The 15055-nt window shown below is 59.6% G+C and carries 11 protein-coding genes; 4 read left to right on the forward strand and 7 right to left on the reverse strand.

Annotated elements, in window-relative coordinates:
- The first annotated feature begins 16 nt into the window (after positions 1 to 16).
- The 3 genes from AB4Z24_RS10115 to otsB are packed head-to-tail and all read left to right on the forward strand — an operon-like array spanning position 17 to position 2706.
- Positions 17 to 775, forward strand: coding sequence for an ROK family protein (locus tag AB4Z24_RS10115; protein WP_441707978.1), 759 nt, complete (start codon positions 17 to 19; stop codon positions 773 to 775).
- Positions 772 to 1866, forward strand: a complete 1095-nt coding sequence (locus AB4Z24_RS10120) for a carbohydrate kinase family protein (RefSeq protein ID WP_441707980.1) — start codon at positions 772 to 774, stop codon at positions 1864 to 1866. The genes AB4Z24_RS10115 and AB4Z24_RS10120 overlap by 4 nt, the downstream gene beginning before the upstream one ends.
- 15 nt (positions 1867 to 1881) lie before the next feature.
- Complete coding sequence (gene otsB / locus AB4Z24_RS10125) at positions 1882 to 2706, forward strand: trehalose-phosphatase (RefSeq protein WP_441707981.1); 825 nt, start codon at positions 1882 to 1884, stop codon at positions 2704 to 2706.
- Positions 2707 to 2820: 114 nt separating this feature from the next.
- Here the strand turns inward: otsB and AB4Z24_RS10130 are convergent, their stop codons facing one another.
- The 3 genes from AB4Z24_RS10130 to AB4Z24_RS10140 form a co-directional block, all read right to left on the reverse strand.
- Entirely contained in the window at positions 2821 to 4620 is a 1800-nt protein-coding gene (locus AB4Z24_RS10130) for a hypothetical protein (protein ID WP_441707983.1), read from the reverse strand.
- 188 nt (positions 4621 to 4808) lie between these two features.
- Positions 4809 to 6581 carry an ABC transporter ATP-binding protein gene (locus AB4Z24_RS10135; RefSeq protein WP_441707985.1) on the reverse strand — a complete coding sequence of 591 codons (1773 nt, stop codon included), beginning with the start codon at positions 6579 to 6581 and terminating at the stop codon, positions 4809 to 4811.
- A 208-nt stretch (positions 6582 to 6789) separates the two neighbouring features.
- The gene (locus AB4Z24_RS10140; RefSeq protein WP_441707987.1) at positions 6790 to 7611 is read right to left on the reverse strand and encodes a glycosyltransferase family 2 protein; all 822 of its coding nucleotides are present in this window, start codon (positions 7609 to 7611) and stop codon (positions 6790 to 6792) included.
- 864 nt (positions 7612 to 8475) lie between these two features.
- Here AB4Z24_RS10140 and AB4Z24_RS10145 point away from each other — a divergent pair.
- Positions 8476 to 10788: a hypothetical protein gene (locus AB4Z24_RS10145; RefSeq protein WP_441707989.1), complete on the forward strand. Its 2313-nt coding sequence runs from the start codon at positions 8476 to 8478 to the stop codon at positions 10786 to 10788.
- A 26-nt stretch (positions 10789 to 10814) separates the two neighbouring features.
- Here AB4Z24_RS10145 and AB4Z24_RS10150 read toward each other — a convergent pair whose 3' ends face one another.
- The 4 genes from AB4Z24_RS10150 to AB4Z24_RS10165 form a co-directional block, all read right to left on the reverse strand.
- Complete coding sequence (locus tag AB4Z24_RS10150; protein ID WP_441707991.1) at positions 10815 to 11765, reverse strand: ABC transporter substrate-binding protein; 951 nt, start codon at positions 11763 to 11765, stop codon at positions 10815 to 10817.
- 17 nt (positions 11766 to 11782) lie between these two features.
- The gene (locus AB4Z24_RS10155; RefSeq protein WP_441707993.1) at positions 11783 to 12574 is read right to left on the reverse strand and encodes an ABC transporter permease; all 792 of its coding nucleotides are present in this window, start codon (positions 12572 to 12574) and stop codon (positions 11783 to 11785) included.
- On the reverse strand, positions 12571 to 13422 hold the full coding sequence (locus AB4Z24_RS10160) for an ABC transporter ATP-binding protein (RefSeq protein ID WP_441707995.1): 852 nt from the start codon (positions 13420 to 13422) through the stop codon (positions 12571 to 12573). The genes AB4Z24_RS10155 and AB4Z24_RS10160 overlap by 4 nt, the downstream gene beginning before the upstream one ends.
- Positions 13423 to 13556: 134 nt before the next feature.
- Entirely contained in the window at positions 13557 to 14765 is a 1209-nt protein-coding gene (locus AB4Z24_RS10165) for a metallophosphoesterase (RefSeq protein ID WP_441707997.1), read from the reverse strand.
- Positions 14766 to 15055: the final 290 nt, after the last annotated feature.

Here is a 15055-nt window from a genome sequence, read left to right on the forward strand (position 1 = left end):
CAGCGGGGATGATGCCATGTCCAATCCGAACATCCTTTGCGTGGACATCGGAGGCACGCTGGTCAAGGCCGCAACCGTCAACGCCTCGGGCGTGTTGATTTCGGATTTCATCACGACGCAGACGCCGAAGCCGAGTACGCCGGATGCGCTGGTCGACCTCATCGGCGACGTCGTGAAGACGCTGCCGACATTCGGGCGCGTTTCCGTAGGATTTCCCGGCGTCGTCGGACGCGATCACATCAAGACGGCACCAAATCTCGGCACCCATCACTGGAACGAATTCGATCTCGAAGCCGCCTTGCAGCGCACGTTCGGCGTTCCCGTCCGCGTGCTGAACGATGCGATCGTCTACGGTTTGGGCATCGCAAAGGGTCCGGGCCGCGAATGCGTTTTGACGTTCGGCACGGGCATGGGTTGCGCCCTGTTCTGTAACGGCTCCGCCTTCTTCGGGCTCGAACTCGGCCAGCACTACGCGAACGACGATCTGAACTACGACCAATACATCGGTCACGCCGCCTACCTGGCGCTCGGCGACGACGCGTGGAACGAACGTGCGAAGCACGTGCTCGCCAAAGTTCAGGCTTTAACAAACGTCGATCACCTCTTCGTCGGCGGCGGAAATTCGCGGCGGATCAACTTCGCTCTCCCTCCGTGGGCGAGCGTCGTTCCGCCGGCGAGCGGCATCGCAGGCGGCGCGCGTCTTTGGCGCTCCGAGATGGATCAGTGGTTCAGGCAGACGAGCGATCTTGTCGGGGCACCCACGGAGTCGAGATGAACGTCCTCACCATTGGCGGCGCAATGGTTGATACGATCGTCACGATTGCGAGCGACAAGATCGAACAGGTCAAGATGCGCAACGCCGAAAGCTCGTTCCTTCTTCTTGAGGAAGGACACAAGACCGAGGCGGAGGAAATTGCATCGAGTTGCGGGGGCGGCGCAGTAAACGCAGCCGTCACGGCCGCTCGGCTCGGTCATCAAACGTCGATCATCGCCAAGATCGGCCACGACGCGAAGGGGGAAATCATACTCCACCTATTGCGCGCCGAAGGCATAGACGTGTCGTGGATCGCCGTTGACAAGAGCGAGCCGACGGGGTCATCGGTCATCATCTCGTCGCATGAACGAAATGCGGCCGTTTTCACGTATCGCGGGGCGAACACGAAAGTCGAAGCTGAGGATCTGCCGCCCGAGGCCTTTGCGGGACGCAATCTCGTTTACGTTGCCAATCTCAGCAATGAATCGGCCAGATATTATCCGCTCGTCGTGGAACGGGCGAAAGCCGCGGGCGCGCTGCTCGCGGTCAACCCCGGCATCAGGCAACTGACGGCCCGCTTCGACGACTTTTGGCACAATCTCAAACACATCGATATTCTCTGCGTAAACCGTGCAGAAGCGCAGACGCTAATGCCGCATCTCCTGCAGTCTTTCGGAGAAGGCGGTGCGCCTTTGGTTCCCAAAGACGACGTACCTGTGCCGCCTCTAGCGAAGCGCGGGCTCCGCAGCGGCGGTTACGAGATGTCACTCGCAAAGTTTCTCGGCGCACTGATAGAACTCGGTGTCGGCGTCATCGTGTTAACGGACGGCGCTAATGGCGCTTTCATCGCGCGCGGACGGGAACTTCATTATCGCACGGCGCAGCATGTCGTCGCAGCGGCAACGACGGGCGCCGGTGACGCGTTCTCAGCTACGTTCGCATGCTATCTTGCGGATACGAAAGATCCGGCGCGCGCGTTGAGCGCAGCGGCGATCAATGCCGCCAGCGTGGTAAAGTTCATCGATACCCAGACCGGCCTTCTCGACAGGCTGGCATTGGAGCAAGAAATCGAACGGGCAAGCGCGGCACCGCTATTCAGCTTCTCCATCTGAGCAGGGGGCAGTGGTTTGACACAGCAATTAAAGAAAAGCACCGCCAGAGACGACATCGCATTGACGACGCACAAACGTGCCGTCGCCGCGCGCGAGACCGTAGAGCGGCTTATTGATCGCGACGAGCCGGTTGCGCTTTTCCTCGACATCGACGGCACCCTTCTCGATGTCGCGCTAACACCATCGACGGTGCACGTGCCGCCGAACCTTGCAGAAGTTCTGGATATGCTTGCGGGACGCCTGCACGGCGCGCTCGCCATCGTCACCGGACGCTCCTTGGAAGAAGCGGATCGGCTGCTTCATCCGGCAAAGTTCGTCGCCGGAGGCGTGCATGGCGGGGAAATGAGATTTTCCGACAACGGAAAAATCGAGACGCTGACGCCGAAATTCAGTTCGGTGCTCACGGCCGACATCAAGAAGATTGCCGAGGATTTGCCGGGCATCGTCTACGAGGACAAGGGCACCGGGATCGCGCTCCATTACCGGCTCGCGCCGGAGCTGCAGTCATCCTTGATGATAATGATCGAAGCGCTCGTGCCGAAATATCCCAATCAATTCTCGATATGCGAAGGCCGAAAAGTCGTCGAGGTTTTGCCGGTCGGCTTCTCGAAGGGGCGCGCCCTCAGGACGCTCGCCGCCTTGCCGAAGTTCACGGGCCGCATTCCCATCATGATCGGAGACGACATTGCGGACGTCGACGCGTTCCGGGCGGCCGAGGCGCTTGGCGGTTACGGCTTGAAAGTCGCCGGCGAGAATTTCTCGGAGGCCGAGTCGGCGTTTCAGGGCCCGGCCGAAGTTCTCGACTGGCTGCGAAGAGTTTCCGAAACCGGCGCGCGGTAAGCGTGGAGAGCCTTAGAGCGTTTCCGCTTTTCTTTGAATCGCGAAAACGCTCTAACCTTTTGTTTTGACGCAATTCCGGACGCGAAACCGTTTCACACTTTTGCTGGAACTGCTCTAGGCGGCTTCAGCCTGTGCCGAGGTTTCGCTCCTGGGGCGGCTCGGTTCGTTCAGCACCATCAGAAGCGGGGTCAGCCCCTCGGAATCGACGAGCTTGAAGATCTCGATGTCGCTCCGCGCCTTTTCGCTCCAGCCCGCAATCTGCAACGCGCGCTCGGCCTTCGAGAAAAGCCCGTGATTTCGGACCGTCCGCTTGTCGAGGTACTGCTTTAGATCTTCGCCCGCGAGCCCCTGCTCTTCCGCCCATTTCTTGCGGATGGCCGTCAAGTCGGTATCGCTTCCCTGCGATTCCTCTTTCTTCAATTTCTGCAGTTCGTTTTCCTGAAGGAGCCACCACTTCCCGCCCTTCGGCCAGCGCACCAGATCGAGGTCGCTCAGCACGCCTGCCAATTGATTGACGGCCATGCCTTTCGCGGCTTCATCCTCATTGTCGGGATCGCAACTGTAGAGGTTCGGGATTACGAGGTACGAGGCCTTGTTGTGATGAACAAAGTGACGGCGAACCCATTCGAGATCGGCGCCGGGCGCGCGATTGATCGCCGTATCGATGGCGTCGCGAATCTGACGGGCGAGCGTGCCTGAGGGGCGGACGGATGGCGGCTCACGCGGCGGATTGATGATGGCCATGGCAAGAAGGCCCATGTCGATGCCGATCGTCGCCAGAAGCGCGATGACATCCCGTCCCGTGATCGGTTCGCCCTCATCGGTATGCCCTGCGGTGACGACCTTGCCGCCCGATACCAGATAGCGAAACGCGCTCGCCGTGTAGGCGCCGATATTGCTCCAAAGATTTTTGACGGCATTCGCAACGCCTGCCGGGCCTTCGTTGAAAACGGCGGCGCGCAGTTTCAACTCGGCGGGTTGATCGGCCTGCGCTGCGGCATCGCGCAACCGCTCGCCAAGCGTCGGATCGTAACAGGACGATCCGGATTTGCCCGGCGGCTGCGACACTGAATCGGCGAGTGCGCGCATTTCGGAAGCGGTCGATTGACCGAGCTGGTTGCTGCGCGCCGCGATGTTCCGCGCAAGGCCGCGAATTTCGGATGCCTTGTTCTCGAAGTTGCGCTGGCGTTCCTCGATCGTCGCGCCACCGAGCACATCGGCCGCCTGACGGAGCGACTGGACATCGGCCTGCACCGGTTCCAGCCACGACCTAGTCATACCATCGCGCAGTGCGCTGACGGCATCGCGCACGCTTCTGCGCGCATTGTAGAGCGGGCCCTTGCCGGCGCCCGAGGCGACGCCGCAGCTGCCGCCGCTCGTTTCTTCGCGCGACATCTGGCTGTCGGACCACGTGACGACGCTATCAAGCTGACCGCGCACCGCGTCGAGCCGTGCTGCAACCGCGGCGCTGGCGTCGCGAGCATCCTCCTGCAGTCCGGCGAGCCCCGTCTTCGTTGCTTCTTCGCCGGAGATCAGGCTCCACCAGAAGCCGTAGCCGAAGCCAATCGACCAGATCGCAAGGAATACGTAGAGTGGAAACGTGATGAGGCGTTCGCGGAGGCGCCGCTTGGCACCGAACGTCTCGCGGAGCGTCAGCCACAGCAGGAACGTCAGCGCGATGACAACCGCGGCCACGAGTACATCGTTGGAGATCGACAGGCCTCCGGCTGGTGCGGCGGCGGTCGAGGATACGCCGACGATGAAGTCGCGCATGCCGTGCCAAGTCGCGTAGCCGGAAATGATCAGCAGCATGAACGATGCGACGCCGATCAGCGTGTTGCGGCCGAGGATGTAGTCGATCGTTCGGCTGATCAGGCTCGGCTGGGTCGAATTCGGCTGGGCTGCATCCGGCATACTCAATCCCCACGCTAACTCTGACGTCTTGAGATAGCCGAATTGGCGGAGATGATCCGTGGCCCGAGAGCAACACTCGGAGCATTCACAGGGGCAGGCCCAGTCGTGGAGGGTACGCTGGCGTCACGGCCCTGTCACAACTCGCGGGCCGACGGCCGAAAGTTCGCATAGGTCGCGTGCGAGCGAGATCAGACCGCTTGCGCCAACGAGGATTTGTTTTCGAGATATTTGGCGAATTGCAGCTTGAACAGACGATTGTATGCGCCGCCACTCGCGATCAACTGATCGTGCGATCCGCTTTCGATGACGTGCCCCGCCTCGATCACATGGATGAGGTCGGCATGCAGAATGGTCGACAGGCGGTGGGCGATGACGAGCGTCGTCTTCCCCTTGGTCAGGTTGCGCAGCTCGCGCTGAATGGCATCTTCGGTTTCGCTGTCCAGCGCTGACGTCGGTTCATCGAGGAGGATAATCGGAGCGCTCTTGAGGTAAGCGCGCGCAAGAGCGATGCGCTGCCGCTGACCGCCGGAAACCTGAGTACCGAGTTCGCCGACCTGGCTGTCGTATCCGCGCGGCAAGGACGTAATGAACTCGTGAGCGCTTGCCGCTTTCGCCGCCTCGATGCAGTTTTCATCGGATGCGCTGTCGAGGCCGGCCCTGATGTTCTCAATGATCGAGCCTTCGAAGAGAAACGAATCCTGGCCGACGACCGAAATGTTGTGGCGGAGCGATACAAGCGAGACATCGGTAATCTTCTGACCGTCGATCGTGATGACTCCGGAGTCAGGTTCGCGAAGCCTTTGCAGCAGGGCGAATACAGTTGATTTTCCTCCCCCGGAATGGCCGACGAGCGCCGTCACCTTGCCGGCCGGAATAGAGAAGCTCATGCCGTTGATCACGGGCTTGTTCGGAAGATACCGGAACGAAACATCGCTGAGCACGATCTCGCCGCTCGTGACCTGAAGCTCGGGCTTGCCGGGCGGCTCGCTCTCGCGCGCGGGAGTGTCCATCAATTCATACATCATGCGAACGCCGACGGACGCGGTGGCCAACTGAAGCTGAACGCGCGAAATCCGGCGCGCAGGGTCGGCACACATCAGCAGCGCGGTGATAAATGCAAAGAACTGTCCGGGACTTTCGCCGTGATAGAGGTTGCGCCAACCCGCATAAAAAACGACAGCGGCGACGGCACAGCCGCCGATCGTTTCCATAAGCGGATTCACGCCGGCGCCAATCGCGAGCATCTTGTTCGATATCCGCTGAACGGCTTCGATCGCTTCGAACATGCGCTTGCGCATCTTATTTTCGAGCTGGAACGATTTCACAACCTGCGCGCCCTGACTCACTTCGCGCGTGATTTGGATAATTCCAGCCAAAGAATGGACTTCGCTTCGCGTCGCCTTCTTGATGCGCTCGACCATTTTGCGCGACGACAACGCGGCAATGGGGCCGCCGATCAGCGCAATGGCCGATAGGATCGGATCCAGTACAATCATCGTTCCAACGAGGCCGATGATCGTGAAAAGATCCCGCCCGAGGTTCAGCGACACCATATTCAGCATGTCCCTGACGGCGTTGGCGTTATACGACATCTTGGTGACAAGGTCGCTCGATGTGTACTGCTGGAAGAAAGCCATATCGACTTTCAGCATATGGTCGAACATGCGCTTTTGCGTCTGCGCGACAAGCCGATTGCCGATGTTGCCGAGAACGACCTCGGAGAAGTAGGCGGCGAACCCTTTGGCGACGAATATCGCAACAATGCCGACGGTGATTCCGACGAGAGCGGCGCGATCCTGATGGACGAAAATCGTATCGATCACATACTTCAGCACGTAGGCGCTTAGCGACGTCATGCCGGCAACCAGCAACATGCAAACGACCACGAGCGCGTATTGCGGAGCATATTCGCGGCCGTTTTCCCTCAGCAGCCGCTTCAGAAGATCAATGGTCGTCGGCATCCGCTTCTCTATGTCGCCCGTAAAAGGAATCCGCGTGTGTTTTTCGCCGGCCGGGGGCTACGTTGATTGGCCATGCTGCCAAAGTCAACGGACGCTCATACTCGCATCGAACACCGGTACCCTCGCCCCCGTGCCAATGGCTTTGTCGTAAGGCCCGGACCGCTTGCCGTATAGTGGCAATTCTGCCGCCGAGGACTGTGGCATCGGCTCAGGCTTCAACTTCGAAATTTTCAGGGCCGCCAGGGGTTTCCGGTGCCTCCGGCGACCGCCGGCCAGAACTTCTGTCGCGCCACATGTGAAAAATCTTCAGCAGCCGGTAGTCGGCCTGGATCCATGAATACCGCAGGCCGTTCAGACCTCCCGTGAAATGTCGCCGGCCGATATAATATTTGAAGAAGTTTACCGGGAACTCGAGGGCCATTCGCGCCACGAGCGCCGCTGGCGACGAGCTGGCGTGCTTGGCGGAGAGCTGCATCCTTTCGCCGAGCTTTCGCTTCAGGTCCTCGTAGCTGCGGAACATATAGTGATAAGCGGGCGCCCGTAGTATGCCGACGGCGTGCCCGTCAGTCACCACTGTGTCGTGGACCTTGGAATTGCGAAACCTTACGACGCGGCGATCGTACAAACGCACGTAGTGGTGATCGCGCGCCCACCGTCTCGGCCGCTTGGTATTCGGATAAACGAGTTCCAGCGGCATGCTGTAAGCAACACGCGACGGCTTTACGTGCGCGAAGAGCGCGATGATTTCTCTCCTCAACGACGGCGTGATGACTTCATCCGCATCGAGGTTCAGCACCCAATCGTTGCGGCACTGGTCTTCCGCGAATCGCTTTTGACCGCCGAAACCCAGCCATCGCTGAGTGATCACGCGGCAGCCTTCGGATGCGGCAACGCGGACGGTATCGTCGGTGCTTTGGCTATCGACGACGACAACTTCATCGACCCACGGTCGCACGGAACGAACGGTGCGGGCGATGCGATCGGCTTCATTCTTGGCGATGATGAAACAGGAGATCGGCAATTTATCCATAAAAAATGCCTTTCAAAATCAACGTTAACATCACATCACGCACAATAAAATTCCGCACGCATTTGCCGAAATCAGCCGGGGCAAATCGTTTGCAACCATTTCGACGCACTGCATCGTCATCGAATACTTCGCGCTTGATTTATCCTCGGCCTGACGACCGAGAACGTTCGGACTAACTCGAGAGCTTTCGACACCTTTAAAGGGCGCCCCGTGTGTGAAGCTTGAAATGAAGCCGGACTACTGGGCGCAGTTGGACCGCATACACCGGGCGTCGCGCAATTGACAGACGATTCTTCACACACATTATTATTTCTCAAGTTGCCAAGGCGCCACCCGTGCGGGCGATACGAATGTTCGCCATGCGATAATGACGTCTCCCGGTCAGCCAACAACCGCCAACCGCGGCGAAGTCCAGGATATCTTCGGCCCGATCGGCTGTGTCTGGGTATTGCGTGCGATCGCGACGGCCGTGCCGTCGACCGCAATGGACATTCGGATCAAGACCTCTGAATCGCCGGCCTCTCGCATGCGGAACAATCGGCGAGTTGATGGATCCTCCTCAATTTACGCACTCCCATAAATCGCCGAAGTCTTCGAGAATCGCCGGCGCTCCTACCTCCTCAGCTGCCGCAAGAGACTTGGCATTTCTCCATTGTTGCGGAGCTTCGGTAGATCATTGCGATCGACGAATATCACAATCGGACAATCGCAAATCTTTTTCCGTGGCGCGTTCTCTCTTGCGCTCTATAGAAGGCGCGAACCCCGCTGCCTCATTGGGAAAACACCTTGCAAGACGGACATCGACCCGAAAAAAATTTGTTTGCTGCCGATCGACGTACTAGTCCCGCCGGGCTTCGCCAGCATGTGCAAAGCTTTCCGTTCCTCGGCGTCTTGAAGTGCTCGCATGACACGCTCGTGACGGGCGACTGGGATGAGATTGTCCTCGACTATACCGTCGGCGCCAGCGGGATTGCCGACGGCGCCCGCCTCAAGATCGCATTCAAGTTCTATACGGACTGGGCCCTTTTCCAAACGGACGATCCCACGGGCGCGAACTTCGTATCGGCGGAATATACGGCTGGACCGACGGTCGAAGGGCAGAGTCCCGCAACCGTTCAGGCTTTAAAAATCAGCTTCGATCAAAAGGGGCATGAGCGGCCATTTCAAAAGGCACTCCTGATCGATATCGTCGACGGCTATCTCAATCCGGGTGACCGCATCACCGTTCGTCTCGGCGACCGGCGTGGAGGCGGCCCGGGCACGCGCGTTCAAACCTTCACCGAGCGCGGCTTCATCTTTCGCGCCTTCATCGATCCTCTCGGCACATCGAAATTCGCGGCCGTCCCTGGCGATGTCACAATCGATTTCGTGCCCGGCAAGCCGTCGGTGCTGTCGATCGCAACGCCTCGCATTGCGCGATCAGGCGAAAGCGTCCCGGTCCGCATCCGAACCTTCGATAAATGGGGAAATTGCTGCGTTGATCTCGGCCGCACGGTCGAAGTGTCGATCACCTCGAAGCCGGACGGCGAGCGAGAAGGCAAGACATTCTCGCTGCCCGCAGAGGGTTGGGCGGTCGCCAAATTTGATCTGCCGACGGGGAAAAGCAGCGGCGAAATCGAGATCACCGCACGCTTGCTCGACCTGCCCAATATTTCCGAAGCTCGAGTGGCCTTGCGCGTCGATCCAACCTTCAGGCATCCGCGCGCGTGGTTTGCCGACCTTCACGTTCACTCCGAAGATACGGTCGGCATCAACAACACCGAGTACAATCTCAAATACGGGCGTGATGTCGCTGGGTTGGACGTCCTCGGCTACACGGCCAACGACTTCAATATAAGCGAAAGCAATTGGAACAACGCGGTCAATCTCATTCGGACGCTTCACGCGGACGGTTCGTTCGTCTGCTTCCCCGGCACGGAATGGTGCGGAAACTCATGCGCTGGCGGCGATCACAATGTCATTTTCCTGCATGAGGGAAAGCCCGCGTTTCCGTTCACGCAAAGCGGGGATTCCGCACGCTCGTTCGAGTGGAATGACGGAATGAAAAGCTCGACGATCGAGCCGCATGTGTGGCCACTCGAAAAGCTCTGGGACATTTACGGTGGCGACCCCGAAGGCCATCTGCTGATCCCGCATGTCGGGGGCCGTCGCGCAAATCTCGACTGGCACAACCCCGAACTCGAACGTCTCATCGAGGTAGGTTCGACTTGGGGCCATTTCGGTTGGTTCTATCAGGATGCGATTTCGCGCGGCTATAAGCTCGGCGCATCGGCAGCGGGTGATGAGCACAGGGGACGCTGCGGGGGCGGCGCGCCGGGAGCTGCGGTCTTCGGCGTCAAAGGCGGACTGACCGGCATCCTTTCGCCTGCTTTGACACGGGATGGCATTGCCAAGGCTTTGCGAGCGCGCCACACGTGGGCAACCACCGGCGAGCGCCTTGTGGGACTGCTTTCAGCAGACGATCATATCCAAGGCGATGAGTTCATTGCCAATGGTCCGCTACGGCTGAACTATCGCTTACTCGGCAGCGCCGGTTGGGACTATATTGCAGCCCACGACCACAGCGGGATTTTCTGGGAGCGCGACCTTCAACGCGAGGCAGGCTACAGCACGCGCCGCTTTCGTTTTCGCTGGGGCGGCGCTCGCGTCAGGGACCGCTATCGTGCGGCGCGTTGGTCCGGCGTTCTCAAGATTACCAACGCCACCATCCATTCGATCAAGACCCACGGCTTCGAGCATCCCGAAGAGACGGCCTGGCGGCGCGGAGCGACTGAGGTCGTGTTCAACTCGGAAACGTATGGCGACGCCGACATCATCGAGATTGATGCGAGCGGATTGCCCGATGCCAAGATTTCAATCGAAGGCACCATCGGCGAATATCCAAAAATCAACGCCGCCCGTTCCACGAGTGCGTTTGCTCATTGCCCGGAGTTCAAGTGGGATGTGACGGGCGCCGAGCTGCTGCGACAGGGAAAATTGCGCCAGGACCTCGGCGGGGCCGACCTGTTCCTGGCACTCGAGCGTTTGACGGATCTGGACTTGCCGCACGAAATTTCGGGTGAGATCGCGATCGATGCCACCAACGGACCGCATGGCTTCCGGCCGGTGTACCTCTTCGGCCGTCAGACCGACGACGAAAAACTCTGGACATCGCCGCTCTTCATCAGGTTCGCGTAATGCGAACCTGATGAATGCGCGAGCCATCAGGGCAACAGGTCTGCAGGTTCGAGCTTCGATTTGACGAAGCCATTCTCCGTCGCCGCCGCAAGACGCTCGCCTAGGAGCTTCTTGAAGTTATCATCGACCTCGATCTTGATATCGTCGAGAGTCTTTGCGGCATAGAGCGGGTTTTCACCCGCGAGCTTTTTCACCACGGCCGGATCGATGCGCTGCGACTCGGCAAACCAGGCGCTGGCCTGATCGGGATTTGTCGCGATAAACAGCACCGCCTCCTTCAGCGCATCGACGTAATGCTTCACGGCTTCGGGGTTGCTGGTGAGATATGCCGTTCGCACAATCGACGTAAAGCGGAACGGCCATGTCTGGATGGGCTTGGCACCAAGGCTTTCCTCCAACCGCAATACTTGCGGCTGCCGGATCAAAGCGGCGTCGACCAACCCCTTTTCCAACGCAGCAGGCAGTTCGTTCGGTTGCAAATTGACGAGCTCTACGTTGGCTTTCGGATCGAGCCCGCTGCTCTTCAGGCTGACGACGAGATCGAGATGGGATTCCGAATTAAAGGAGACGCCGATCTTGCGGCCCTTCAGATCGGCCAATGACTTGACCTGGCTATCCTTCGGCACCAAGAGCGAATGGCTCGACTGCCCGAGCGTCGCGACGAACTTCACCGAGCCTGGCGACTTGGAGGAAATCGACAATGGAGGAAGAAAGCTTGTTACGATCGCGTCGAGATTGCCTGAAGCCAGACCCTCCAGCATCGGCGGCCCGTACTGAAATCCGGTGAATTCGGCAGCAAGCTGATGCTTGGCGGCAATGCCGGCCTTGTCAAGAACGACCGGCACCTGACCATTCATGCCGGACGGATAGCCGATGCGGATCTTTGCATCTTCGGCCCACGAAGGGCCCTGAGACGCGAATAATCCCAGCAATCCGATTGCAAGCGTTTGGAGAACGCCCAGGCATGCACGTGACATCGTATTAAACCCCCATTTTAGCGCTGATAATTCCAAGGCACGATCAGGCGGCGCTCGATCAATCCGAGCGCGCCGATCATCGTCGCGCCGAGCAGTCCGATAACGGTCATGCCCACGAGCACGCGCGGCGTCTCGAGATCGAGGCGACTGATCTGAATCATGTAGCCGAGCCCCGATTGAGCAGCGATCAGCTCGGCTGTTACGACCGCCATCCACGCCTGTCCGAGGCCAATTCGAAGGCCGGTCACAATCATCGGCAGGGCCGAGGGCAGCATCACGGTAAGCAGAAGCGCGGGTGTACCCGCTCCGAGCGATCGCGCAGCATTGACGTGTTCTTGCTGCAGGGATGTGCCGCCGACGAACGTATTCAGAAAGATCGGAAAGAAAGCCGCAACAGCCGTGATGAAATAGCTCGGCGGATCACCCAAGCCCATCCAGAGGATCGCGAGGGGAATCCACGCGATGGGCGGGATGGGACGCAGCAAAGCGACGAGGGGCATCACTAGACCGCGAAGAATACGCGAATATGCGAGCAGAAGAGCGAGAGGAACAGCAAGTCCGGCAGCGAGCAGGAAGCCTGCGAAAACACGAACGATGCTGGCCTTGACGTCCTGCGCGAGCGATCCGTTGGCGATCAACTCGCGATAGCTTTCCAAGACGGCAAGCGGCGTCGGAAGCAAGACGGCGTTGTTGAGATGCTTGGAAGCCAACGTCCAAAGAGCGAGGAAGGCAGCAATGCCGGCAGCACCCAACAACAGCGGGGCGCCGACCGAACCGATCTTCGCAATCCGTCCCAAGCGTCGCGTCATCGGAATGATTTTCTTGCTTCGGCGCGGATGATCTCGGAGATCTCTCTGCGGAGTTCGATGAAGGCAGGCTCGTCCATGACGCCGGTGGCTCGCGGCCGCGCAAACGGAACGTCGAATTCCCGTGCGATCCGGCCTGGCCGCGTCTGCATGACGACGACACGATCGGCCAGGAAAATTGCCTCTTCGATATCGTGCGTTACGAAGACAACCGTCGGACGCAGCCGGTCCCAGATCGACAGCAACTCTTCCTGCATCAACGCACGCGTCTGCGCATCGAGGGCGCCGAACGGTTCGTCCATCAGCAGCACCGGCGGCCGCGTCGCGAGGGCTCGCGCTATACCGACCCGCTGCTGCATGCCGCCCGAAAGGCTCGAAGGCCAAGCGCTCGCGACATCGCGGAGGCCGACCGTGTCGAGAAGATCGCGGGCGATACCTAGCGGATTGGGAAGTCCGAGGCGACGCGGTCCGAAGGCGACGTTCTCCAGAACGGACCTCCAGGGGAAGAGCGAATGCTTCTGAAAGACGACACCGCATTTGGCCGAAGGGCCCCGCAGCGGTTCGCCGTCGAGGAGGACGTCGCCGCTCGTCGGCGCTTGAAATCCAGCGAAGACATTTAGAAGCGTGGATTTCCCGCAGCCGCTCGGCCCGAGTAAAGCGACGAACTCTCCAGCGCCGATTGCAAGCGACGCATTTTCGACCGCCGGCCACTGGCGGTTGCCGAAGTCGACCGTGGCGTTCTTGAGATGCAAGCGAGGCGGGCCTGCCGGAACCGTCTCTGTGGCATGGGCAGAATCGGCATCCTCAACGAGGTGCACGAGCCGCGGAGCTTGCGCCTTCAGTGTTATCATCGCTCTTTCAATTTGGCGCGACACTGAGAAGTGCGCGGCATCCCCCTAATGGACAGCCCCTCGCACTACGACCGGTCATGACCCGCCGGAACGAAGAAATATTGCAATGCTTAGATGCGTGACCGCAGATATCGTCAGCCGCTGTTATCTTCGCCCGTTCGCCACGATTGCGGATTGCGATCGGGTACGAACGGCCGGCTCAATTCCAGTACACGCTCCGACGGCGCGTGCCAGCCTTGCGGAGCGTAACTGTCGTCATGCAGGTAAAGCCGCACGCGAACGAGCCGGGAGCCGGCCGTGAAAGTGAAGTGGCGGCTCATAGGCGGACACGTCACGAAGGAATGATATTTCGATAGTTGCGCGCAATTGACGAAGCTCGTCCCCCATTTGCGCTCGACATGGCTGCGGCCGTTCACGACGTCATCCGGATAAGTATGCGTATGGCCGCCGAGCCAGATATCAACGGAACCCGGATTCTGCTCGAGGTACCGCTCGAATTTTTGTGCCTTCGGCTCGTCGTCTACGAAGTAGAGATAGGACGCGCCCTCCGGCACGCCATCGACCCCGTGATAGCGTCCATGCCGGTAGCGGCCATCAGGGTAACGCGAGACACCTTCGAAATCGCCCGAGGCGACCGTTGTTTCTCGCAGCATGTGATGGTGGCAGCTGATCACGATCTCGTTGCGCGCCTCCTCCACCTTCTGCCTCCACCACGCCCACGTTTCACCTGTCACTGCGCCGGCCGGAGAGCCGCCGCCGAATTCCTGCCGCCCGACCGGATACGGCAGGTCGTTGCGATCGCTCATCATCAGAAAATTGATGTTGCCGACTTTGAAAGAATAGCGCTCCCACGTTCCTTTGATGGGATATGGCCTTCGCTGCGCATCAACACCCGATGTCTCGCGGCTTTCGCCGACCGGATCGACCCATTTGCGAAACCACCAGTTGTCTGGCTTGCCTAAACTCGAGGCTGCCGCTCCCGGCGAAGCATCGTGATTGCCGGCGACAGGATAGATCTGCTCGCGCCTATGGTGTTTCAAAACGCCGAGCTGGCGGACGACCTCCTTGCCTTGCTCGTCGTCGGGAAGATCCCAAAGCCCGGCATTGTCTCCAAGATCGAGCGCGATATCCCAGCGAAACGCCGGACCGCCAAGTTCGCCTCCCTCTTCCGACAGGCGCAACGCCGTCGCGAGACTCTCCGGATAACCGGCGGGGGGAATGAAGCCCATTCCATTTCGAATGGCGGCCGACACGGCTCGATCCGTCGCGACATGTGCGTCGGAGAACACCCAAAGATGAAAGGTTTCCGCCTCGCCCTCATCAGGGGTTGGACCGGTCGACATGATTGTTCACTCCGCGCGCGTGGGATTCCGATTGGCGCGAGCAGCTCGCGTCTCTCAAAGGCTCTTGCGCACGTTGGCTTTTGCGCCATGCGCAGAAGGACCCAATTTCTTGTGATTTTTGCACTGCCGACGGTGGTAGAGATGGAAGGCGCAAAATAGGGAGCGCGTGCAAAGCGTCTACGAAGAAAAATGTATAACGATATGTGGGCCTCTGATTTGTCGACACACGACACCGTGCGCGGACGTCGCTCAATCAAAGTACTTCGTCATTAAAAAATAGTCGGAGCGAG

The sequence above is a fragment of the Hyphomicrobium sp. 2TAF46 genome (assembly GCF_052114865.1).
In the GTDB taxonomy this organism is placed as follows: Bacteria; Pseudomonadota; Alphaproteobacteria; order Rhizobiales; family Hyphomicrobiaceae; genus Hyphomicrobium_B.

What these genes read in the sequence shown, in the direction of transcription:
- AB4Z24_RS10115 (WP_441707978.1), top strand. Translation starts at nt 17, where the DNA reads ATGTCCAATCCGAACATCCTTTGCGTGGACATCGGAGGCACGCTGGTC.
- AB4Z24_RS10120 (WP_441707980.1), top strand. Translation starts at nt 772, where the DNA reads ATGAACGTCCTCACCATTGGCGGCGCAATGGTTGATACGATCGTCACG.
- AB4Z24_RS10130 (WP_441707983.1), bottom strand. Translation starts at nt 4,620, where the DNA reads ATGCCGGATGCAGCCCAGCCGAATTCGACCCAGCCGAGCCTGATCAGC.
- AB4Z24_RS10135 (WP_441707985.1), bottom strand. Translation starts at nt 6,581, where the DNA reads ATGCCGACGACCATTGATCTTCTGAAGCGGCTGCTGAGGGAAAACGGC.
- AB4Z24_RS10140 (WP_441707987.1), bottom strand. Translation starts at nt 7,611, where the DNA reads ATGGATAAATTGCCGATCTCCTGTTTCATCATCGCCAAGAATGAAGCC.
- AB4Z24_RS10150 (WP_441707991.1), bottom strand. Translation starts at nt 11,765, where the DNA reads ATGTCACGTGCATGCCTGGGCGTTCTCCAAACGCTTGCAATCGGATTG.
- AB4Z24_RS10155 (WP_441707993.1), bottom strand. Translation starts at nt 12,574, where the DNA reads ATGACGCGACGCTTGGGACGGATTGCGAAGATCGGTTCGGTCGGCGCC.
- AB4Z24_RS10160 (WP_441707995.1), bottom strand. Translation starts at nt 13,422, where the DNA reads ATGATAACACTGAAGGCGCAAGCTCCGCGGCTCGTGCACCTCGTTGAG.
- AB4Z24_RS10165 (WP_441707997.1), bottom strand. Translation starts at nt 14,765, where the DNA reads ATGTCGACCGGTCCAACCCCTGATGAGGGCGAGGCGGAAACCTTTCAT.